21 protein-coding genes, 5 tRNA genes, 1 other RNA gene and 1 riboswitch are annotated in these 20163 nt (G+C 41.6%); of the genes, 12 read left to right on the forward strand and 15 right to left on the reverse strand.

Annotation, left to right across the window (positions count from 1 at the left end; genetic code table 11):
* Nucleotides 1–140: 140 nt before the first annotated feature.
* Together ACZ8ZH_RS03925 and ACZ8ZH_RS03930 are read left to right on the forward strand one after the other, a co-directional pair.
* The gene (locus ACZ8ZH_RS03925; protein ID WP_119063158.1) at nucleotides 141–626 is read left to right on the forward strand and encodes a DUF1289 domain-containing protein; all 486 of its coding nucleotides are present in this window, start codon (nucleotides 141–143) and stop codon (nucleotides 624–626) included.
* A gap of 83 nt (nucleotides 627–709) precedes the next feature.
* Nucleotides 710–1324, forward strand: a complete 615-nt coding sequence (locus tag ACZ8ZH_RS03930; RefSeq protein WP_086208102.1) for a LysE family translocator — start codon at nucleotides 710–712, stop codon at nucleotides 1322–1324.
* Nucleotides 1325–1386: 62 nt separating this feature from the next.
* Here ACZ8ZH_RS03930 and ribB read toward each other — a convergent pair whose 3' ends face one another.
* On the reverse strand, nucleotides 1387–2046 hold the full coding sequence (gene ribB, locus ACZ8ZH_RS03935) for a 3,4-dihydroxy-2-butanone-4-phosphate synthase (protein WP_086208101.1): 660 nt from the start codon (nucleotides 2044–2046) through the stop codon (nucleotides 1387–1389).
* 105 nt (nucleotides 2047–2151) lie between these two features.
* Nucleotides 2152–2314: riboswitch (FMN riboswitch) on the reverse strand.
* Between the two features lie 263 nt (nucleotides 2315–2577).
* Here ribB and ACZ8ZH_RS03940 point away from each other — a divergent pair.
* Nucleotides 2578–4362, forward strand: a complete 1785-nt coding sequence (locus ACZ8ZH_RS03940; protein ID WP_119063157.1) for a DUF2157 domain-containing protein — start codon at nucleotides 2578–2580, stop codon at nucleotides 4360–4362.
* A complete protein-coding gene (locus tag ACZ8ZH_RS03945; protein ID WP_119063156.1) occupies nucleotides 4359–4961 on the forward strand; it encodes a GDYXXLXY domain-containing protein in 603 nt (200 codons plus the stop codon). The genes ACZ8ZH_RS03940 and ACZ8ZH_RS03945 overlap by 4 nt, the downstream gene beginning before the upstream one ends.
* A 65-nt stretch (nucleotides 4962–5026) precedes the next feature.
* Here the strand turns inward: ACZ8ZH_RS03945 and panD are convergent, their stop codons facing one another.
* From panD to ACZ8ZH_RS04000, 11 genes are all read right to left on the reverse strand, one after another.
* The gene (panD, locus tag ACZ8ZH_RS03950) at nucleotides 5027–5407 is read right to left on the reverse strand and encodes an aspartate 1-decarboxylase (RefSeq protein ID WP_004695506.1); all 381 of its coding nucleotides are present in this window, start codon (nucleotides 5405–5407) and stop codon (nucleotides 5027–5029) included.
* 143 nt (nucleotides 5408–5550) lie between these two features.
* On the reverse strand, nucleotides 5551–6132 hold the full coding sequence (gene pth / locus ACZ8ZH_RS03955; protein ID WP_004695508.1) for an aminoacyl-tRNA hydrolase: 582 nt from the start codon (nucleotides 6130–6132) through the stop codon (nucleotides 5551–5553).
* Nucleotides 6133–6150: 18 nt separating this feature from the next.
* Nucleotides 6151–6447 carry a 50S ribosomal protein L25 gene (rplY, locus tag ACZ8ZH_RS03960; protein WP_058870099.1) on the reverse strand — a complete coding sequence of 99 codons (297 nt, stop codon included), beginning with the start codon at nucleotides 6445–6447 and terminating at the stop codon, nucleotides 6151–6153.
* 101 nt (nucleotides 6448–6548) lie between these two features.
* The gene (locus ACZ8ZH_RS03965; RefSeq protein WP_086208099.1) at nucleotides 6549–7502 is read right to left on the reverse strand and encodes a ribose-phosphate pyrophosphokinase; all 954 of its coding nucleotides are present in this window, start codon (nucleotides 7500–7502) and stop codon (nucleotides 6549–6551) included.
* A 36-nt stretch (nucleotides 7503–7538) separates the two neighbouring features.
* A tRNA-Gln gene (locus ACZ8ZH_RS03970) sits at nucleotides 7539–7613 on the reverse strand.
* Between the two features lie 90 nt (nucleotides 7614–7703).
* Nucleotides 7704–7778, reverse strand: a tRNA-Gln gene (locus tag ACZ8ZH_RS03975).
* A 19-nt stretch (nucleotides 7779–7797) separates the two neighbouring features.
* Nucleotides 7798–7872: transfer RNA gene (locus ACZ8ZH_RS03980), tRNA-Gln, on the reverse strand.
* 27 nt (nucleotides 7873–7899) lie between these two features.
* Nucleotides 7900–7974: transfer RNA gene (locus tag ACZ8ZH_RS03985), tRNA-Gln, on the reverse strand.
* A gap of 1 nt (nucleotide 7975) precedes the next feature.
* Complete coding sequence (ispE, locus tag ACZ8ZH_RS03990; protein WP_086208098.1) at nucleotides 7976–8806, reverse strand: 4-(cytidine 5'-diphospho)-2-C-methyl-D-erythritol kinase; 831 nt, start codon at nucleotides 8804–8806, stop codon at nucleotides 7976–7978.
* 11 nt (nucleotides 8807–8817) lie between these two features.
* Entirely contained in the window at nucleotides 8818–9399 is a 582-nt protein-coding gene (gene lolB, locus ACZ8ZH_RS03995; protein WP_086208097.1) for a lipoprotein insertase outer membrane protein LolB, read from the reverse strand.
* A gap of 5 nt (nucleotides 9400–9404) precedes the next feature.
* Nucleotides 9405–11114 carry a tetratricopeptide repeat protein gene (locus tag ACZ8ZH_RS04000; RefSeq protein WP_119063219.1) on the reverse strand — a complete coding sequence of 570 codons (1710 nt, stop codon included), beginning with the start codon at nucleotides 11112–11114 and terminating at the stop codon, nucleotides 9405–9407.
* A gap of 77 nt (nucleotides 11115–11191) precedes the next feature.
* Here ACZ8ZH_RS04000 and hemA point away from each other — a divergent pair, with 77 nt between their 5' ends.
* Entirely contained in the window at nucleotides 11192–12475 is a 1284-nt protein-coding gene (hemA, locus tag ACZ8ZH_RS04005) for a glutamyl-tRNA reductase (RefSeq protein WP_119063155.1), read from the forward strand.
* A 25-nt stretch (nucleotides 12476–12500) separates the two neighbouring features.
* On the opposite strand, the gene ACZ8ZH_RS04010 is transcribed toward hemA, so the two are convergent.
* Both ACZ8ZH_RS04010 and ACZ8ZH_RS04015 read right to left on the reverse strand, forming a co-directional pair.
* A complete protein-coding gene (locus ACZ8ZH_RS04010) occupies nucleotides 12501–14393 on the reverse strand; it encodes a DNA primase (protein WP_119063154.1) in 1893 nt (630 codons plus the stop codon).
* 194 nt (nucleotides 14394–14587) lie between these two features.
* Entirely contained in the window at nucleotides 14588–15571 is a 984-nt protein-coding gene (locus ACZ8ZH_RS04015; protein WP_086208094.1) for an outer membrane protein assembly factor BamD, read from the reverse strand.
* A gap of 71 nt (nucleotides 15572–15642) precedes the next feature.
* Between ACZ8ZH_RS04015 and rluD the strand changes: the two genes are divergently transcribed.
* The 3 genes from rluD (at nucleotide 15643) to ACZ8ZH_RS04030 (ending at nucleotide 18140) form a co-directional block, all read left to right on the forward strand.
* Nucleotides 15643–16695, forward strand: a complete 1053-nt coding sequence (gene rluD, locus ACZ8ZH_RS04020) for a 23S rRNA pseudouridine(1911/1915/1917) synthase RluD (RefSeq protein WP_086208093.1) — start codon at nucleotides 15643–15645, stop codon at nucleotides 16693–16695.
* A gap of 30 nt (nucleotides 16696–16725) precedes the next feature.
* Entirely contained in the window at nucleotides 16726–17466 is a 741-nt protein-coding gene (gene pgeF, locus ACZ8ZH_RS04025) for a peptidoglycan editing factor PgeF (RefSeq protein ID WP_086208092.1), read from the forward strand.
* Nucleotides 17467–17573: 107 nt separating this feature from the next.
* Entirely contained in the window at nucleotides 17574–18140 is a 567-nt protein-coding gene (locus tag ACZ8ZH_RS04030; protein WP_058870093.1) for a flavodoxin family protein, read from the forward strand.
* 41 nt (nucleotides 18141–18181) lie between these two features.
* Here ACZ8ZH_RS04030 and smpB read toward each other — a convergent pair whose 3' ends face one another.
* Nucleotides 18182–18658, reverse strand: coding sequence for an SsrA-binding protein SmpB (gene smpB / locus ACZ8ZH_RS04035; protein ID WP_004695532.1), 477 nt, complete (start codon nucleotides 18656–18658; stop codon nucleotides 18182–18184).
* A 141-nt stretch (nucleotides 18659–18799) separates the two neighbouring features.
* On the opposite strand from smpB, the gene coaD reads away from it, so the two are divergent.
* From coaD to ACZ8ZH_RS04055, 4 genes are all read left to right on the forward strand, one after another.
* The gene (coaD, locus tag ACZ8ZH_RS04040) at nucleotides 18800–19291 is read left to right on the forward strand and encodes a pantetheine-phosphate adenylyltransferase (protein ID WP_058870092.1); all 492 of its coding nucleotides are present in this window, start codon (nucleotides 18800–18802) and stop codon (nucleotides 19289–19291) included.
* 1 nt (nucleotide 19292) lies between these two features.
* Entirely contained in the window at nucleotides 19293–19556 is a 264-nt protein-coding gene (locus tag ACZ8ZH_RS04045) for a YfhL family 4Fe-4S dicluster ferredoxin (RefSeq protein ID WP_004695536.1), read from the forward strand.
* A gap of 26 nt (nucleotides 19557–19582) precedes the next feature.
* An RNA gene (gene rnpB, locus ACZ8ZH_RS04050) (RNase P RNA component class A) lies at nucleotides 19583–19960 on the forward strand.
* 73 nt (nucleotides 19961–20033) lie between these two features.
* Nucleotides 20034–20110 (forward strand) — tRNA-Met (locus ACZ8ZH_RS04055).
* The last annotated feature ends 53 nt before the right edge of the window (nucleotides 20111–20163 follow it).

Below are 20163 nucleotides of genomic sequence, written 5' to 3' on the forward strand. Positions count from 1 at the left end.
ACATTTTACATGGAATTCAATCAAGATGCGAGATAAGTAAACATTTTAAATGGCTTCTCAAGTTGTAGGTGAGCGTGTATATTCAGTTGCCTAAGACAAAATCTATTTTGTTTTGGTAGATTGCTTATCAGGAGTATGTTTTGAGTACAGATCGTCGAATTGCCTCTTTGACCCCATGTGCAGGGCGTTGTTCAACGGTATTTGGTGATTCTGTGTGTCGTGGCTGCCGTCGTTTTAATCATGAGGTAATTCAGTGGAATACCTACACTTCGGAGCAGCATAGTTCAGTTTGGCAACGCTTAGATGCACAACTAGATCAAATTTTAGTACCGATGTTGCCATTTGCAGATGTACAGCAGGCCGAAGCTTTTGTTTTATCCAAACGTGTTCGTTTGCGTCCCGATGCATCAAAAGGACGTAAGCTTTATCATGCTTTGAAAGTGTGTGAAAAGAATAAGAGTTTTACAGAAGAGAGTGGTTTAGGTATTCAGGCACAGCAAGTGAAACCACTTTGGCAAGAATTTGAACGCCGTGTTCTTGCCCTTGCGACAGCCAGTTATGATTTGGCTTTTTTACGCGCTGATGCCATTCGGCAACATCTCATCCATACCGAAGAGGACGAATAAGTCCTCTTTGTTTTTGTATAAAAAAAATACTCATGTCACTGAAATAGAGTATGTGAGCGTGGGCTGGGGGAAAGGATTTTTAGATGGTAAATGTATTTGAACTCATGCTGTACTGTATGGCTGTGGTGGTCATGATTGCAACACCTGGCCCAGTGATGTTACTGGTTGCCAGTGCAGGTCTAAAAGGTGGATATAAACAAGCCTTAAAAACCATTTTTGGGACGAACTTAGCCTCTTTAGTCCTTATTGTTTTGTCAGTGCTGATTTTAAAAGGCTTTTTAAATATTGCAGAGCATTGGCTAAATGCCATTAAAGTTTTAGGCTGCTTATATATTGCCTATTTAGGCTTTCAAATTTTAAAAGAAGCTGTTGCGCAAGAACCTGATACTGCACCTGTGCAGTTAACTGCGGTACAGGGAGGTTTTAAGCAAGGTTTCTTGGTGGGTATTTCCAATCCGAAAGATATTATTTTCTTTGCTTCATTTTTCCCACAGTTCATCGGGGTTACCAGCGATGTCGATGTCAGCCTTGTACTATTGACCATTCTCTGGATTATTTTAGACTTCAGCACCTTGTCTTTGGTTTATTTGGGTTTTAATAAACTCTCACAGTCCGCTTTGTACAATAAGCTGTTAGGTGTTTGTGGCGCGATATTGGTCAGCATTGCGCTCTATGGTATTTATACTGTCTTTGCTTGATGTTGATGGTACTGCATCAAAAAGCCTCCAACACGGAGGCTTTTTGATTGGGAGCTTAACAATCAAACTCCGTGTTTAATGCGATACTGCACCAATTCCTCAATGGTGATCACGGTCAACTGATGCGTTTGTGCATAAGCCAACACTTGAATGCCTGAGGCCATAGTTCCATCGGCATTGGTCAGTTCACACAAGACACCTGCTGGCTTCAAGCCTGCTAAACGTGCTAAATCAATTGTCCCTTCGGTATGACCACGACGGGTGAGCACACCGCCTTGGCGTGCACGAAGTGGGAATACATGACCGGGGCGGTTTAAGTCGCTGGCAATAGCCCCATCCTTAATCGCGGCTTTGACTGTGGTAGTGCGGTCTTGTGCAGACACACCAGTAGTCACGCCAGTTGCAGCTTCAATCGTTACAGTGAATGCTGTTTTAAACTGACTCGAGTTATCTGACACCATAGGCACAAGCTCTAAGTGATCGGCCAATTCATCGGTCAGACATAAACAGACAATGCCAGAACCATCACGAATCATACGTGCCATTGTTTCGACAGTGAGAGTTTCGGCAGCCACAATCAGGTCGGCTTCGTTTTCACGGTCAAAGTCATCCATCACCAAAACAGGTTTACCTTGGCGGATATCTTCTAAAGCTTGTTGGATACGTTGTTCAGCTGGAGAAAGGGCTGAAAAGAAAATTTCGGGTTGAATCAAACTAGACATTGAAACGCTCGCGTAAAATTAAAGTACGGTTGAACATTTCAGGACTTTGAAAAATTGGCGTAGCAATAAATCCTCACAGGTTTGCACCTGAGATTCTATTGGTCACGTCGTCTTCTTTCATCCGGACTATACCGTCGGCTTTGGAATTGAACCAAATCTGCGAGCCAAACAGATGATTTCTGCTTGGCTAGCTCGTGGGCTGATTCAGTCTGAGTTATTCAACTGAACTTACCACCGGTGGGGAATTGCACCCCGCCCTGAAGCGATGTAACTCCATTATAGTGCTAAATATTTATAAAAAAAGGGGGAGTTTTAGAATGATCAGTTTTATACATAGAACAATTTTTGCTATAGGGTTGTTTATGTTATTGGTTTGCTAAAGACCAACACTCTCTGTGTATGATTTCACTTAGTATGAGTTTAATGTTTAAAAATGAATACTTGAGAAGAACCATAAACATGAATAAGACGTTTTTTACAGATTGAATGATTTGAAATGATCAAGATAAAAATAAGAGTGAGGGGTTAGGATTGATTAAAATTCAACAATACGATTATCCTTGGAATGCTGAATCCTTTGTAAAGCATCTTCAAGTTTTTGGTTTTACACTGATTGCGGTCAGTATGTTGTATTTGGTTGCTGCCAATTGGTTTATGTTGCCAAAGAATATTCAACTGGCTATTCCTCAGTTGTTGTTATTCCTCAGTGCGGTTTTTAGCCTGTGGCTGACAAAACATGATTTTCTAGTGCAGTGTTTACATAGTATCTGTGGTTTGATGATTGGTTTAAGCTTGGCTGTGATTGGTCAAATTTATCAAACGGGTGCTGACAGCTATTTATTATTTCTACTTTGGTCTGTGCTGCTTTTACCGTGGTTATATCGTCCGAATATCGGGATGTTTTTCCTTTTATGTATTACCAGCCAATTGGCATTGTTTCTGTTTTTTATTCAAACCTTTTGGGGAGATCAATATCCAGATCTTTTCTTAATCAGTATTCATGTATTTGCACTGATTCAATTCTATCTCTGCAATAAATATTATTCGAAACTCCGTTATTTATTCTTGCTGTGGTTTGCCATTCTCTCGGTTTGGCATATGGCGATGTATCTCTATGCAGATAAAAACATTCTTTATTTCATCGTGTCTTTTCTCTTGTTGGGCATTTCACTGGCTTACTATTATCAAAATAAAGATCAGCTATGTAGCGCACTTTCAGCCGTTGGCTTGGGCATTAGCTTTACCTTGGTCATTGTGAAAGCGGTGACGGAGTGGTTTGGTCAGAATGAAATTTTTGAATTATTTTTTATCGCACTGATTATTTTTGCGTGGTTTGCTTCTATCACTTATCTGTTGATTAAATTTATTCCACATAGTCGCTTCAATGCTATTCCACTTGCGGTAGGAGCTTGGATTGCGGGCATCGTCTTTGCTACGTTGATGCTGACCTTTTGGGGGAATTTCTCTTTAATTATGGGTATTGTCTTTGTAGCTTTGGCAGCTTATTTGTTGAAAGCTAAACAAAGTTTGTTTTTAAGACAATTTGCTTATTGTCTCTGGGTTGCAGGGCAAATTGCGGTGATTTTTCACACCGTTGATTTGATGAATCAAATTATACCTATTCTATTTTTACAATTGGTGATGCTTGCACTCGCCTATTTTATGCGTACACATTGGTTCTTTGTTTTTGTTCAAATTTTGGGTTTATATGCAGCAGGTGTGGCGTGTATTTGGGATATTAATGCACATCTCAGTTGGCGTAATATTGTTGAGAATTTTGTCTATTTAGCGCTTTGGAATTATGTTGTTTATCTGGGAATTCTAGCCATAAAATTCATACAGCCAACTGAATATCAACGTAGTGTATTGCTTGCGACACTAGGGATTATTCTATTTTCCATGGGCTTTTATACTTTATTTGGAAAATATGAATTAGCGAAAATTGAGCACATTCCGATATTGGCTTTTGGTCTGCCGATTTTATGGTTTGTACTTTTTGTCTTTTTACATATTCAAAAGCAGTTTCATTTATTTGCGCACTTCATTTTGGTTGCTTTCGCAACAGGACTGATTTTTTATGGCTATTTCGATATTTTTATTTGTTTGGCCATCATTTCATGGGCATTAAAAACACAAGATAAAGTGATCTATGGATTTGCACTGGCAACTTTCGCTGTAATTTTAGGGTTTTTATATTATTCCCTTGATGTGACCTTTCTGATTAAAAGTTTAAGCATGTTTTTGTCAGGGCTGATGTTGCTCTTACTGACATTGAGCTTGACTATATTTAAGCAAAAAGAGGAGTTTGGGGTATGAAAAAAATGATTCCTCTTGTTTTGGCACTACTTAGCATCGCAGTATTTTTAGGCTTAATCTTTAAAAATGAATGGCACATAAACCATAGTCAAAGCATATATGTGCGTTTGCAACCTGTAGACCCGCGTTCGATTATTCAGGGTGATTATATGGCATTAAATTATCAACTTTATTTTGCGCCACAGCATTCAAACCCAGAAAGTAACAACCAAGCCAACATCAATCAAGAAGATCAGATTTTTTCAGGTCATTATTTTGATGAAGTGATTAACAACAAGTCTTCGGTGCTCACTTATGTTGAACTCGATGCACATAGGCGCGTGATCCATAGCTATTTTGATTCGCCTAAAAATGTTCGGACAGCCCGACTGATTTTACAAAACCCGAATAATCGTTATAACCAGCTTTATCCTGCATCGAGAAGTTTTTTATTTGCAGAAGGTTTAGCCGATTGTTATCAGCAGGCAGAATATGCTGAGTTTAAAGTCGATGAGCAGGGCAATGCGATACTTACGGCATTGAAAGGTAATCAGCTACAAGATTTAGGTTGTGAGAGTAAACAGGATTGGCTGAGCGGGTTTCGTCCTGATTCAACTTGATACAATGGTATGATTCTGATGATAAAAAAATCCGCACGCAGCGGATTTTTTTAAATCTATTGGGTTTAAGCCACTTGTACTGGAATACAGTTTGCCATGTGACTTACAGTGTTATCTGGATTTGCATAAACCAAGCGTGGTTTATGTGCATTTGCTTCAGCTTCTGTAAAATCACCAAAGGTCGCGATAATCATTAGGTCGCCTACATCAGCTTGATGTGCTGCGCCACCATTGACTGAAATGATGCCAGAACCTTCTTCACCACGAATTGCATAGGTACTGAAACGCTTACCATTTGTCACGTTCCACATGTGAATTTCTTCATATTCGCGGATACCGGCTAAATCCAATAAAAGACCGTCAATTGCACATGAACCTTCATAATGGAGTTCAGCTTGAGTAACAACACAACGGTGGATTTTTGCTTTTAATAAACGAGATAGCATGACGAGCGTCTCCTGAGTGGACCTAAGATCGTTATCTTATGGTTAAATCAAACTGAACTTGCTGGATAAGCAATCAGGCAAGCGCATTTTGCCTTTAAAAAGACACTATGGCAAGCAGTAGCGTTCAACAAATTTTTGACTTATCAGTTCGGTTTGTAAGCATTGATTTGATTCATGGCTGGCTGAATCTCACCATTCACTAGCATTTTAGTGCGAGCTAATGCGTGATGGATTGCGTCATCCATTAAATTTTGTTCATTGCTTGGTGCTTTGCTCAGGACATGTCCTGAAACACGTTCTTTTGAGCCTGGATGGCCAATTCCAATGCGTAAGCGATGGAAGTTTGGGCCGATATGAGGAACTATGTCACGTAAACCATTATGTCCACCATGACCACCACCTGTTTTTAGGCGAATGACACCAGGGTTCATATCGAGTTCATCGTGAGCAATCAGTATTGCTTCTGGAGCAATATTGTAGAATTTTGCGAAGGGAACAACACTTTTACCAACAAGGTTCATAAAGGTTGTGGGTAATAACAGACGGACGTCTTGACCTTCGATATTACCACGCCCACTCATTCCATTGAATTTTGGGTCTTTTTTTAGCGTAATGCCATATTGTTCTGCAAGGCGTTCAACAAACCAAAAGCCTGCATTATGGCGGGTTTGGGCATACTCAGAACCTGGGTTGCCCAAACCAACAATCAGTGAAATATTTGACACTAATTACACCAATAACACTTATGCGCGAACGAAGTCAGCGTGCATAGGTGTGTTTTTAGCTGGGTGACGTTGTAACGCTTTGATTTTAACGCTTTCAACTTTATCGCCAACTTTGATTTCAACAACTTCTTCGAAGAAAGCATTGCTTTCTAAAGCTTTAACAAGCTCACGAAGTTCTAAAGTAACAGCTACAGGTTCAGCAGCACCACCGTAGATGATTGCTGGAACTTGAGCAGCATGACGAAGGCGGCGGCTCGCACCTTTCCCTTGGTTAGCTGCTTCACGCGCTTGAGCGTTTAATACGAAGTTTGCCATGATAGACATCCTTAATTTAAGTTTTAAATAAACTAGATCTGCGACCGACCTAGTGAGACAAAGCCCTGCACATAGCAGGGCTTTTAAAATTCAGCGCTATATTATAGATAAGAATCAAACATTGCGCTAATAGATTCTTCGTTGTTAATACGACGAATTGTTTCAGCAACCATACTCGCAACTGAAACTTGGCGAATCTTACCAAGAGCTTGAGCTTCTTCAGAAAGAGGAATGGTGTCTGTAACAACCAATTCATCAATCACAGAATTTTTCAAGTTTTCGATAGCCTTACCTGATAAAACAGGGTGAGTTGCATAAGCAACCACTTTGCGCGCACCAAATGTTTTCAATGCATCAGCAGCTTTACATAACGTACCAGCAGTATCCACCATGTCATCTACGATCACGCAGTCACGGCCTTTAACATCACCAATCAAGTGCATGACTTGTGATTCATTTGCCTTTTGACGACGTTTGTCGATGATAGCAAGGTCAATATCGCCCATTTGTTTAGCAACAGCACGGGCACGAACGACACCACCAACGTCTGGAGAAACCACCATGAGGTTATCATGTGATTGTTGACGAAGGTCAGCTAAAAGCGCTGGTGTACCGTAGATGTTGTCTACAGGGATATCGAAGAAACCTTGGATTTGGTCAGCGTGAAGGTCGATCATTACCACACGGTCAATTCCTACAGTTGTCAGCATATCTGCGACAACTTTTGCAGTAATTGGAACACGTGATGAACGAGGACGACGATCTTGACGCGCATAACCGAAATAAGGAATCACTGCGGTAATACGGCCAGCACTTGCACGACGCAAAGCATCGGCCATGACGAGGATTTCCATAAGGTTATCATTCGTTGGGGCGCAAGTAGGCTGTACGATAAATACGTCTTTACCACGAACATTTTCAGTAATTTCGACAGCAATTTCACCGTCAGAAAATTGACCTACAGATGCAGCACCTAGAGGGATGTGCAGGTGGCTTACGACTTTTTGGGCGAATTGTGGATGTGCAGATCCACTAAAAACGACAAGATTGGGCATGAAGCACCCTTGGCGGTTGGCAATTTGGAAATTAGATGGCAGGGGTAGCTGGATTCGAACCAACGGATGCCGATATCAAAAACCGGTGCCTTACCACTTGGCGATACCCCTAATGCGGCAGAACTTTAATATTTTTGCGTCTTTTTGTCAAGGTAAATTAACAGTCAAATAGCAAAGTGATGCTCTGTCTTTTTTAGAAAATGGCAGGGGTAGCTGGATTCGAACCAACGGATGCCGATATCAAAAACCGGTGCCTTACCACTTGGCGATACCCCTAAATTTGATCACTGTAAAATGGCAGGGGTAGCTGGATTCGAACCAACGGATGCCGATATCAAAAACCGGTGCCTTACCACTTGGCGATACCCCTAGTACAGTCATCTACAGGTGAAATAAATGGCAGGGGTAGCTGGATTCGAACCAACGGATGCCGATATCAAAAACCGGTGCCTTACCACTTGGCGATACCCCTATCAGGTAACTTTGAAATGTCGCATTGGTGACTCGTTCAAACTATTGACCAAGTAAGCTTTACATGGTGCATTTGCCAGAACATCATCAATGTTTATATCATTCGTTACTTCAGTAAAAACACAAGCACCTGTACCTGTAAGTTTTGCAACACCGAACTGGTCGAGATATTGCATCGCTTCATCTACTTCTGGATATAAACTTCTTGCCAAAGGCTCAAAATTATTTCCAAAATCAGACGGCTTTAACTGATAGGCGCAAAATGTAGAGCTCTTCGTGTTTCTTGTCAACGTTTTTTGTGAAAAAAGCAGTTGAGTGCTGATAAAACAGTCAGGTTTTAACACAATGTATTGTTTTTGATCTAAGTCTATGAATGTTAAGTGTTCACCGATGCCTTCAGCCCATGCATTTAAGCCATGTACAAAGATGGGAACGTCCGCACCCAACTGAACGGCTAAGTCTGCTAATTGTTCAGTATTGAGTCCGCACTGCCACAGTTGATTGACCACGATTAATGTCGTTGCAGCATCCGATGAACCTCCACCTAAGCCTGCACCCATTGGAATATTTTTTTCAAGATGAATAGATAAACCCGTAGGTGTTTGTGCATACGGTTTAAGTATCTGCGTCGCTTTATAAATCAAATTTTGATTCAAATCGACACTGTTTAAGCCTTCAATATAAATCTGTTGATCCGGACGAGACTCAAATTCTAACCAATCACATAAATCGACCAGTTGGAAAATACTTTGCAACTCGTGGTAGCCGTTTTCACGTCGACCTGTAATGTGCAAAAACAAATTCAGTTTTGATGGAGCTGGGACACGGATCATAACGAAGCAAATTAACGGTTTTGAATGACCATTGTAATACGGTTTTCTGCACCATTTTCAAGTGCTTGTTTTAAAATCAACCGATTTGGCATTTTAGCTTGCTCGTTATAGCTCAGTTCCACGTTCCAGCCATCTTCAACAATTTGAGTTGCACGTTTTTCAGCATCTCTTTTTATTTGAGCCTGAACTGTCGCAGGTTTGGCTTGAACCCAATTGACCAAATGGGTGATCGGTGCTTGCCAACCTGTGGCTATTTTTAAGAGTTCTTCGGGTGTTTCTGCTTGAATCAACCCAGTTTTAGCACTATTGAGGCTGACTTCACCCGGACGGCCTGTAATTTGTGTTTTACCCACACCTAAAATGCCACTCAGTTCAATATCAAACTCTTGTTGCTGTTGTACCCAGGTAAAAAAAGCACTACCTGTTTGTTCAGGTGTACGTACCCCAATTTTACCTTGTAAGCTAAATTGTTGATCTGTTTCGGTTTGTATGGTGTTTGGATCAAGCTGCGGTTTGGTAAATTGTTGACAGCCTGTTAGTGCCAAGCTACTTGCAGCAAGTAGGCTTAAACTCAGATTTGAGAAAATACGCATAAAAACTATGAGCTCTTTTTCAGTTGTTGGGGTAACAATAAAGTATTGAGTTGATCCAATTGAGGATCATTTGGATGTTTTTGTTTGAGTTGTTGTAACACCGTAGAGAATTTTTGCAGATCACCTAACATATATACAGAACGTGCATAACGCACTCCAATATTGACACTGCCACTGAGAATGTAGGCTTTTTCTAAGACTCTGGCTGAGGTGCTAAAGTCATTTTGTAAATAACAAATAAAGCCTAGAGTATCTAAGATGGAAGCTTGCTCAGGTGCATACTCTAAAGCGTGTTCAACAAATCTTCGAGCATCATCTAAGCGTCTGTTTTGTAATGCTAAAGTGTAAGCGTATGCATTTAAGTATGTCGGGCTATTGGGCTCAATGCTTAAAAGTTGATTGAGCAGTTTTTCAAGTTTTTCCTTGTCTGTATGTGCATCTAGCATCAGCACTTCAGAATAGACCAGCTCAGGGTCATCTGGTATGTTTTTAATCGCTTCATCCAATAGACGCATAGCATCAGCTTTGTTATTCATACGCTTTAATATATCGGCTTGTGCTTGATACAAAAAACTTGCATGTTGCGGATAATTGACCCGTTCTTGGGTTAAAAAACGCAGTGCGTCATTGAGTTTATTTTGTTCACTATAAATGCTGATGAGGCTACGACGTGACACCGTATACAAGCTACCATCGACTAAACGATAGTAGGCCTTTGCTGTTTCAAAGTGTTGCTTTCGTTCAGCATTTACAGCAAGGTAGTAGTAGGCTTCATTTTGATATTCGGCTGAATTCCGTAGTTCAACCAAATATTTTTCTGCTTTTTCGTACTGTTTTAGGTCAATACTGGTTAAACCGGCAATAAATAAGGCATCTTCATTATCAGGCCACTTTTTAATAAGACTTTCAAGTTTGCCTAAGGCTTCATTGGAAGCATTTACTTTAATTAAGTATTTAGCTTCTGCTAAGCGAACTTCGACATTGTCACGATGCTTACGACTCGATTTTGCATACCAATTACGCGTTTCTTCCTCTAGACCCAGAGCACTGAGTAAATTGGCTTTCATAAGAATATAGCCTGTAACACGACCACGCTTTTTTAGGGCTTTATTGATTGTGATTAGTGCTTGTTCAAGCTGCCCATTTTGCGCTTCTAAACCTGAAATCAGAGCTAAAATAGAGGGATTGTTGCGCTCTTTACTTGAACGCAAGGCTTGAATTAAGACCTCTTGATCTTCAGGTTCTTCTGGGGCAATTCCTGCAAAAATTTGTTCCAAATCGGCATTTGCGTCGATATTGAGAATTTTGTCTAATGTTTCAGCAGCAAGCTCATATTCATGCGCTTTCAGTGCAATGTGGGATAGATAAAATAATGCAGGAACGTCAGTGGGTTCTTGCACCACCCAATGCGTCGCAATGTCGAGTGCGGCACGTAAGTCATTTTGTTCAAGGGCAATATTTAAAGCGCGTTGTTTAATGGTCGTGGAATTACTTTTAATTGCAAGGACCGTATAATTATGCAATGCCGTTGCATTATCTTGGTAGGCCAGTGCAAATTCGGCAATCATACTTTGTTGAATTGCATCATAATTAGATAGCGAAAATTCTCCAGCTGCTCTAAGATGAGCACTAGATGCCATGCTACCGACGAGTAAGAATGTGGTAGAATATTGCTTAATTCTCGCGCCGCTCAGTCGGCAATGTGTTTGACGCAATTTTTCTTGATCCAAGTATGCTTTTTATGACACCGTTATTGCACAATAGCATAAATTTAGCGAAATGATGATCTGATATGTCTTTCTTTGCATTGGGTGTCAACCATCAAACCGCCTCCGTAGAGTTGCGTGAACAAATTGCATTTAACCCTGAAAAGTTAACGCAACTGCTTGAGCAACAAGGCCAAAACCATGACTTAAATGAAATGGTGGTGGTGTCTACGTGTAACAGAACAGAAGTGTATGCTATGTCTGAAAACTCAGATATGGTATTAAACTGGCTCGCCCAAGCAAATGGTATAGATGTTAAACAACTGTTGAATCATGTATATCGTTATGAAAATGCGCAGGCCGTGACACACTTAATGCGTGTTGCAAGTGGTTTAGACTCACTTATGCTTGGTGAGCCGCAAATTTTGGGACAGGTTAAATCTGCACTGTCGCTCGCTAAATCGGCACATACCGTTTCCCCGCACTTAAACCGAATTTTTGAATATGCTTTTTATGCAGCGAAGCGTGTGCGCTCGGAAACAGCCGTTGGCAGTCATGCTGTATCCATGGGTTATGCTGTTGCTCAGCTTGCTTTGCAAGTTTTTAGTAAACCTGAAAAGTTGACGGTCATGGTGGTTGCTGCGGGTGAAATGAATAGTTTGGTGGCAAAGCATTTGGCTGAAATGGGAGTCGCAAAAATCCTGATTTGTAACCGTACCCGTGAGCGGGCTGAAAGTTTGGCTCAGGAAATTGCACATCGGGTAGATGTTGAAATTATTGAGTTTGATCAACTGGCGAACAATCTTTCACGCGCAGATGTCATTTCTAGTTGTACGGGAAGCTTGCATCAAGTCATTCATTATCCAGATGTGAAGGCGGCCTTAAAAAAGCGTCGTTATCAACAAATGTTAATGGTGGATTTGGCTGTTCCGCGTGATATAGACCCGAAAGTTGAAAGTTTGGATGGCGTCTATTTATATGGCGTGGATGACTTGCAATCGGTGATTGATGAAAACCTTGCTCAGCGTCGCCAGGCGGCGGTTGAAGCTGAGGTGATGGTGAATCAACTGGCAACGGAGTTGGTGACACAGCAAAAAGTCAATCTAGCAGGCGAAACCATTCATGCCTATCGCGAGCAAGGTGAACAGTTAAGACAAGAAGAATTACAACTCGCATTAGCTCGTATTGCAAAAGGGGAACAAGCAGAACAGGTGATGCAGGATTTTGCACATCGTCTGACACAGAAATTACTGCATCCAACCTCGATTATGCTACGTGAAGCAGCTAAAGCTGAAGATCCAAGTTATTTTGAACATATGCAAAATTGTTTAAATGAGACTTTTGCTAAACGACGTAAAACTAAAAAGTAAATCAAAATATAAAAATCTAATAGGTTTAAGTAATTAGTCTTAAGCCTATTTTTTTGGTCAATTCATTTAGCTTTTGACGTAGATTACGTGATTCAACTAGGCTTAAAGGCGCTTTTAGTTTTTGGCGCAAATATTTTTCTTCAAGCGAGAGAGCATATTCGCTGGCCAGTTTATCGGCCATTTCAGGTGTTTTGGTCAGCACTTCAATATTGGTGCGCTGCATAATATCGGCAATTGCATTGGCATAACGGCTACACGCACCCAAAACATAATAGGTTGCCAGTTCTTGATCATCAGGCAGATCATCAAAAATAGTATCCAAGACTTGTAGCACATGTGCCAAAAGTTCATCTTCAGGTAGATAAGCGCGCAAGGTTTCAAAGTGAATATACAAAAACGGATGATGGATCAGAACGGCGAGAGCGAAGTCTTCATCTTTGGTGCGAATATTAAATGACAACGAGGCGTCGTTGCTAACTTGAGGTGTCCAACGGCGACCAAAACCGAGTTTTTCTTTAAAGGATTGATTCAATAAATAACGGAAAGAGCCTGTTTTTGGCAATAAATCTGTCAGTTGACGCAACTCACTCATGACCTGACTTTTGCCTTCAGGACTACTGATGTCATGGTTCTGCGTCAGGTGGGCAAAAACAAAGTCTGAAAGTAGAGGAGCTTGTTGCAATAGTTTATTAAAGTTTTCAATACCTTCACGACGGATCAATGAATCAGGATCATGATCACTCGGTAAAACAAAAAACTTCAGTTCACGACCATCATTGAGTAAAGGCAACGCGATTTCTAAAGTACGACGTGCTGCTTTTTGTCCTGCCAAGTCACCATCGAAGGCGATGGTAATACGGTTGTTTTGCTTAAACAGAATATTTAAATGTTCGGTGTTACTGGCAGTCCCTAAAGTCGCCACGGCACCTGCGATGCCATACTGCTGTAGCGCAATCACATCCATATAGCCTTCGACCATTAGCCAGTCTTGAGCCTTTTGTTTGCGACCTTCATATAAACCATAAAGTAACTGGTTTTTATGAAATACCTCAGAGTCTGGTGAGTTGATGTATTTGGGTTTGATTTCGTCATTCAGGGCACGACCACCGAAGCCCACTACACGACCTTTGGCATCACGAATCGGGAAGATGACGCGGTCACGGAGTAAGTCAAAGTCCCGTCCACTGTCACTAGTACGAATCAATCCGAGTAGCTTTAAGCCTTCGATATCTTGCGGGAAGGCTTTTTCTAAGTGTTGCCAGTCTTCAGGGGCATAGCCTAAACGCCAATATGCAATAGTATCTCGACTGAGTCCACGTTGTTTAAAATACTGCTGTGCGGTACGACTATGTGGGAGTTGTTGTTCATAGTACTGTGCAATATTTTCTAATAGGTCGTATAAATTACCTTCTTGAACAGGGGCGGTGTTAAAGCCCTCAAAAGCTTCAAAATCTGCATAGCTCTCTTGGTAGTCCATGGACTGAAATTCAGCAAATGGATCATGTTCAACCTGAAATTCGGCTTGTGCAGGAGTACGTTCAACCTTAGCTTCCGTCGCTTCTACTTTGGGTTGTTCGACAGGTTTGGCTTCGCGTTTATATACCAGTTTTTTCGAGTCACGATTGTCTTTAGGCAGTTCGATGCCTGTTTGACTCGACAAATCCTTCATCACATCTATAAAACTACGACTGTCGATGTCCATTAAAAAACGAATGGCATTTCCATTGGCCTGACAACCAAAACAGTGAAAATACTGTTTGTCACGGTAAACGTGAAAAGATGGTGATTTTTCCTGATGGAATGGACAACAACCTGAATAGGTACGACCTGACTTTTTAAGTTTCACCCGTTGACCAATCAGGTCGACAATGTCGGTCCGATCTAGAATTTGATCAATAGTATGTTGAGGAATAGCCATGTCGAGTCGTCAATCGCTGAAGTCTTTAGAAACGTGAAAAAATAGAGAGATGGATGCTTTAAAAATGCAAAAAACCATCAAAGTTAAATTGTTTTGTATACCTTTTGAGCGTTTTGATCAAGCGAAAACAGCATAAAACAAAAGGGCAAGTATGATAACTTGCCCTTTGTAAAATAGCGAATATTTCAAATGAATTATTCAGCTCCAGTGCTTGCGTTGTCTGGTGTTTTAGGACGGTCGAGTAAACCGAAGCTGATGCGGTTGGTAAAACTGCGCTCAGTCATTTCTTTCGGTTGTTCAATTTTTTGCTCAGAACTATTTTGCTCTTCACGACCAAACACACCTAGAGTTGCACGGTTGATCCAACTTGCTTCTTTACGTGCTGCGCGTAAGTTTACTTCACCATTTGATTTTACTAAATTTGGATAATTCAGTTTGAGTACATCAATGTACTGTTGAGCGGTTTGTTTATCGCCCAATTGCGTATAAGAGTATGCCACTGTCGCTAAAGCTTCAGGTATTTGCGGGCTTTGAGGATAATGTTCAATCACCCATTGCGAACGCTCTAATGCTGCAACCCATGCTTTACGTTTGATATTAAAGCGTGCTGCATTCATTTCACTTTCAGCCAATTCATTGCTGATAAACTTCATACGCTGAGCTGCATCTACCGCATAAGTGCTTGAAGGATAGCGACGAATGAAATCTACAAAGTTTTGATAAGCAACTTTCAAATAACTCACGTCACGGTGTGACTGCTTTAAAGAGGTATAGCGTAGTAAACCATCATAGTTTTGCTCCATATTGGCTACACCACGTACATAGTAGGCATAGTCCACGTTTGGATGTTGAGGGTTTAAACGAATAAAACGGTCAGCCAGTGCAATGGTGCCTTCATAATCTTTCTGCTGGAATTTCACATAGAGCAATTCAAGTTGTGCTTGTTGTGCGTATTCGCCTGTTGGATAGTATGTATCTATGGCTTCAAGGTGTTTCGCAGCGTCGGTATATTGACCACTTTTTAGTGCTGTTTCTGCTTTTTGAATATAAACCTGTTCACTCGATTGTGGACCGGTATCTACCACTTCTTTCTTGGGATTGCTGCTACAGCCTACCATTGCCGATGCAATGCCAACCGTAAGAGCAAGCATTGTCATTTTATAATGTGGTAGCGACATAAAAATTCCTCTGTTAATGCGGGCAATGAGCTACAATTGCACTATTAAATCACTTTTGTTTGAATGATCAAATGACTCAAGCACAATCTTCCGATCCAAATTTCCCTGAAACTGATTTCAATTTACTTGAAGATTCTGAGGATGCAGATAACCATACTTCAAGCTCTACTGCAACACGTTTATCGTTGCAATTTCAACTGGATGAATCTTATCTCGGACAGCGTATAGACCAAGTTGCAGCACTGATTTGGAGCGACTTTTCGCGTGAAAAGCTCAAACAGTGGCTGAAAGAAGGCCATTTGTTGGTAAATGGTAACAGTGTCAAACCTAAATATAAATGTGAAGGATTTGAACTGTTAACCCTTGAAGTTGAACTAGAAGCACAAACTCGTAGCCTGCCTGAAGATATTCCACTGGATATCGTCTATGAAGATGATGACATTATTGTCGTGAATAAACCCGTTGGTATGGTGGTGCATCCAGGTGCTGGAAATTCATCAGGGACCTTGGTCAATGCATTGTTACATCACTATCCAAAATCGTCAGAACTGACTCGTGCGGGCTTGGTACATCGGATTGATAAAGATACGTCTGGTTTGTTGGTCGTTGCAAAAAACTTAGAAGCACAATTTTCACTGAGCAAGCAGTTGGCTAAAAAGTCGGTCTATCGCGTATATGACTTAATTGTATATGGCAATGTAATTGCGGGTGGTACGGTGGATGAACCGATTAAGCGTCACCCTGTGGATCGTGTCAAAATGGCGGTACTGCCAGGTGGTAAAGATGCAGTAACACACTATAACGTGAAAGAGCGCTTCCAACATTTCACCCGTATCCAAGCCCGTCTTGAAACTGGACGTACGCATCAAATTCGTGTGCATTTTAGTTATATTGGTTTTGGTTTAGTTGGTGATCCTGTGTATATGCCACGTGTACGTGTGCCTGCAGGTGCATCGGAGCTTTTAGATGAGACTTTACGTGGTTTCAGACGCCAAGCGTTACATGCAGCAGAGCTCGGTTTGAAACATCCTCGTACAGGGGAAGAAATGCTGTTTAAAGCGCCGTGGCCAGCAGACTTGGCGACCTTGGTCGATGTACTACGCACGGAAAATAAAGCTTACTGATTTATAGCTGAATCATCATAAGGACAGTATATGCAATTTGTTCAAGGACTTCCGGCAGGTGTTTTTGTGGGACAAACCCGTGTGCATCATGATCGTGCTTTAGAGACCACTCAAACTGAATTGCAAGGTTTTAATTTGGCTTTGCATGTACAGGATGATGCCGCACGGGTGCAACAGCATCGTATGATTTTGCTTGAAGAGTTTGCAGGCTATGGGGTCGATAAAATCACATGGATGACGCAAACTCACAGCACTATATGCCGTGTAGTGAATGAGCAAATTGACTTTGATGCTCAAGAAGGGGATGGTTTGGTGACACAGCGAGCAAACCATGCCCTGATGATGATGACTGCAGATTGTTTACCCGTAGTTTTAGGCAATGCTGACGGTACCGAGGTTGGGAACTTACATGCAGGTTGGCGTGGGTTGGCGCATGGCATTATTGAAAATACCATTGCCAGTATGAACACTCAGCCGACATGGGCTTGGTTGGGTGCAGCTATTAGCCAATCATGTTTTGAAATTGGCGCTGAAGTTAAAGATGCTTTTTGCTCAAAATATGCTGCGCTTGAATCTGCATTTCAAACAGGTGAGCAAGCTGGAAAGTATTATGCTGACTTATATGCAATCGCAAAATTCATTCTAAAACAGCACGGTGTTGAAGTAGTCTCTGGCGGTGATCAGTGTTCCTTTAGCCAGTCGGATGAGTACTATTCTTATCGACGTCATGCCAAAACTGGGCGTATGGCGACTTTTGTCTTTATGCAATAGTTTTGGCGTGTGATCAAGTGCTTGGCTGTTTTAATCCTTGTACTTACTCCCCACTCAGCGAGTGGAAGTGTTAAACTTAACTCAATTCTTTGCTCTTAAAAATTTCCATGTCTGTACCTGATCTTGTTTCTGTTGCACCTGTTCATGTGTGTGTGGTTTATCATAGCGCCTATGGTCATACGGCGAAAGTCGCTCAGTATATTGCACAAGGTGCAGAGCAGGCGGGTGCTGACGTGCATTTGATTTCTGTTGCTGCAGTACAATGGGACTTGTTAGATCAGGCCGATATTATTGTAATGGGTTGCCCAACCTATATGGGGAGTCTCACAGCGGCACTAAAACAGTTTATGGAAGATTCCTCTAAGCGTTGGTTAGCACGGGCTTGGCAAGGAAAATTAGCTGCAGGCTTTACCAATGGTGGTGGCTTAAGTGGCGATAAACTGGCGGTATTACAACAGATTAATCTATTTGCAATGCAACATGGTATGTTGTGGGCAGGTTTACCGTTTATGCCGACGGGACGTAGCCAACACGATATTAATCGGATGTCGAGCTTTTTAGGTTTGATGACTCAGTCAGACAATGCCAGTGTTGAAATAACCCCACCCGAAGGCGACTTGGAAACTGCTCGAAAGTTCGGAAAATATTTGGTCGAGCTAAAAGCGGATTATTAACAGTTCCAATAAGAAAAAACCTCCACATGGGAGGTTTTTTCTTACTTATGCATAATGCGGGCTTTATCGCGTTGCCAGTCACGGTCTTTTTCCGTGGCACGTTTGTCATGTAGCTGTTTGCCTTTCACTAAAGCAATTTCTAATTTCGCACGTGGCCCTTTCCAATAAGCAACAAGCGGAACGCATGAATAACCTTTTTGATTCACTGCACCGAGTAACTTATCCAGTTCACGACGGTTCAACAGTAACTTACGGGTACGGGTCGCTTCAGGAACAATGTGCGTAGATGCACTGAGTAAAGGCTGAATTTGAGCACCGAACAGGAAAGCTTCGCCATTTTTAAAGGTAATATAACTCTCAGACAACGTCATACGACCTGCACGTAGCGATTTCACTTCCCAACCTTGCAGTGACAGGCCAGCTTCAAATTTTTCTTCAATAAAATAGTCGTGACGTGCACGTTTATTTTGTGCAATCGTCCCACTGGTATTTTTTTTAACTACAGTTGCTTTCGCCATAATCAATTACTTCCAACAATGTACCTATTGTGCCTTAAAGCAGGGTTAAGGTGAAGTTTTTTCAAATTTATGGAGTTTCTTCACCTATAAAACAAGTTTTTGCTAAAATATGGCTCTACAAAATCAACAGAGTAAAAATGGATGTCTAAAACTCGCGTCATTTATCCGGGGACTTTTGATCCAATTACCAATGGTCATATTGATTTGGTCACACGTGCATCACGTATGTTTGATGAAGTGGTGGTTGCCATTGCCATTGGTCATCATAAAAACCCTGTCTTTAGTTTAGAAGAGCGTGTGAGCTTGGCCAAAGCATCATTAAGCCATCTTGATAATGTTGAGTTTGTAGGTTTTGATGGTTTGTTGGTGAATTTCTTCCGTGAACAAAAGGCAACGGCTGTGCTGCGAGGATTGCGTGCAGTGTCTGACTTTGAATACGAGTTCCAGTTAGCTAATATGAACCGTCAACTTGATTCACACTTTGAGGCGGTGTTTTTAACGCCGTCAGAGCAGTATTCATTTATTTCATCGACGTTGATTCGTGAAATAGCACGTTTAAAAGGTGATGTGACCAAGTTTGTACCACAAGCTGTGGTTGCAGCTTTTGAGCGTAAACATCAACAAGGTTGGTAGAGTGTCTTTATATATAACCGATGAATGCATCAATTGTGATGTTTGTGAACCTGTGTGCCCCAATGAAGCCATCTTCATGGGGGAGCTGATTTATGAAATCAATCCAGACTTATGTACAGAGTGTATCGGACACTATGATAAACCCCAGTGTCAATTGTTCTGTCCAGTGGATTGTATTCCGCTTGATCCTAATCATGCGGAAACTGAAGATGAGCTCATGGATAAATATAAAAAGCTGATTGCTCAAAAAAGCGCAAGCAATTAAGTCTAAGATTTGATACTATGCGCCTCGAAGTGAGCCAGACGATCGCTGCTGTGGAGATCTCCGTGATTGAAGCAGGGGAGGAAAGTCCGGGCTTCATAGGGCAAGGTGCCAGGTAACGCCTGGGCGGCGTGAGCCGACGGAAAGTGCAGCAGAGAGTAGACCGCCTTCATTATGGTTTCGAGTAATCGAAATCGGAGGTAAGGGTGAAAGGGTGCGGTAAGAGCGCACCGCATGGCTGGTAACAGTTCATGGCATGGTAAACCCCACCGGAAGCAAGACCAAATAGGGATCCTTTAGGCATGGCCCATGCAGGATCCGGGTAGGTCGCTTGAGCGTATGAGTGATTGTACGCCTAGAGGAATGATCGTTCTCGACAGAACCCGGCTTATCGGCTCACTTCAACAAATTTTGATCAATTAAGCGCGCAAGGTACTTGACGTACTGGTGAGAACACCACATAATGCGCGCACAGTTTACGGCTATGTAGCTCAGTTGGTTAGAGCACCGCACTCATAATGCGGGGGTCACAAGTTCAAGTCTCGTCATAGCCACCATTTTTATAGATCATGCTCTCAGCATGATCTTTTTTTTTGTGGGAAATAAAGGC

The sequence above is a fragment of the Acinetobacter sp. SW-226 genome (assembly GCF_055632855.1).

Bases quoted from the DNA above. Each gene is read 5' to 3' on its own strand.
- ACZ8ZH_RS04015 (WP_086208094.1), bottom strand. From the start codon at position 15,571: ATGTCGCTACCACATTATAAAATGACAATGCTTGCTCTTACGGTTGGC.
- ACZ8ZH_RS03930 (WP_086208102.1), top strand. From the start codon at position 710: ATGGTAAATGTATTTGAACTCATGCTGTACTGTATGGCTGTGGTGGTC.
- rluD (WP_086208093.1), top strand. From the start codon at position 15,643: ATGACTCAAGCACAATCTTCCGATCCAAATTTCCCTGAAACTGATTTC.
- smpB (WP_004695532.1), bottom strand. From the start codon at position 18,658: ATGGCGAAAGCAACTGTAGTTAAAAAAAATACCAGTGGGACGATTGCA.
- panD (WP_004695506.1), bottom strand. From the start codon at position 5,407: ATGCTATCTCGTTTATTAAAAGCAAAAATCCACCGTTGTGTTGTTACT.
- ACZ8ZH_RS04010 (WP_119063154.1), bottom strand. From the start codon at position 14,393: ATGGCTATTCCTCAACATACTATTGATCAAATTCTAGATCGGACCGAC.
- pgeF (WP_086208092.1), top strand. From the start codon at position 16,726: ATGCAATTTGTTCAAGGACTTCCGGCAGGTGTTTTTGTGGGACAAACC.
- coaD (WP_058870092.1), top strand. From the start codon at position 18,800: ATGTCTAAAACTCGCGTCATTTATCCGGGGACTTTTGATCCAATTACC.
- rplY (WP_058870099.1), bottom strand. From the start codon at position 6,447: ATGGCAAACTTCGTATTAAACGCTCAAGCGCGTGAAGCAGCTAACCAA.
- ACZ8ZH_RS04030 (WP_058870093.1), top strand. From the start codon at position 17,574: ATGTCTGTACCTGATCTTGTTTCTGTTGCACCTGTTCATGTGTGTGTG.
- ispE (WP_086208098.1), bottom strand. From the start codon at position 8,806: ATGATCCGTGTCCCAGCTCCATCAAAACTGAATTTGTTTTTGCACATT.
- ACZ8ZH_RS03965 (WP_086208099.1), bottom strand. From the start codon at position 7,502: ATGCCCAATCTTGTCGTTTTTAGTGGATCTGCACATCCACAATTCGCC.
- hemA (WP_119063155.1), top strand. From the start codon at position 11,192: ATGTCTTTCTTTGCATTGGGTGTCAACCATCAAACCGCCTCCGTAGAG.
- ribB (WP_086208101.1), bottom strand. From the start codon at position 2,046: ATGTCTAGTTTGATTCAACCCGAAATTTTCTTTTCAGCCCTTTCTCCA.
- lolB (WP_086208097.1), bottom strand. From the start codon at position 9,399: ATGCGTATTTTCTCAAATCTGAGTTTAAGCCTACTTGCTGCAAGTAGC.
- ACZ8ZH_RS03945 (WP_119063156.1), top strand. From the start codon at position 4,359: ATGAAAAAAATGATTCCTCTTGTTTTGGCACTACTTAGCATCGCAGTA.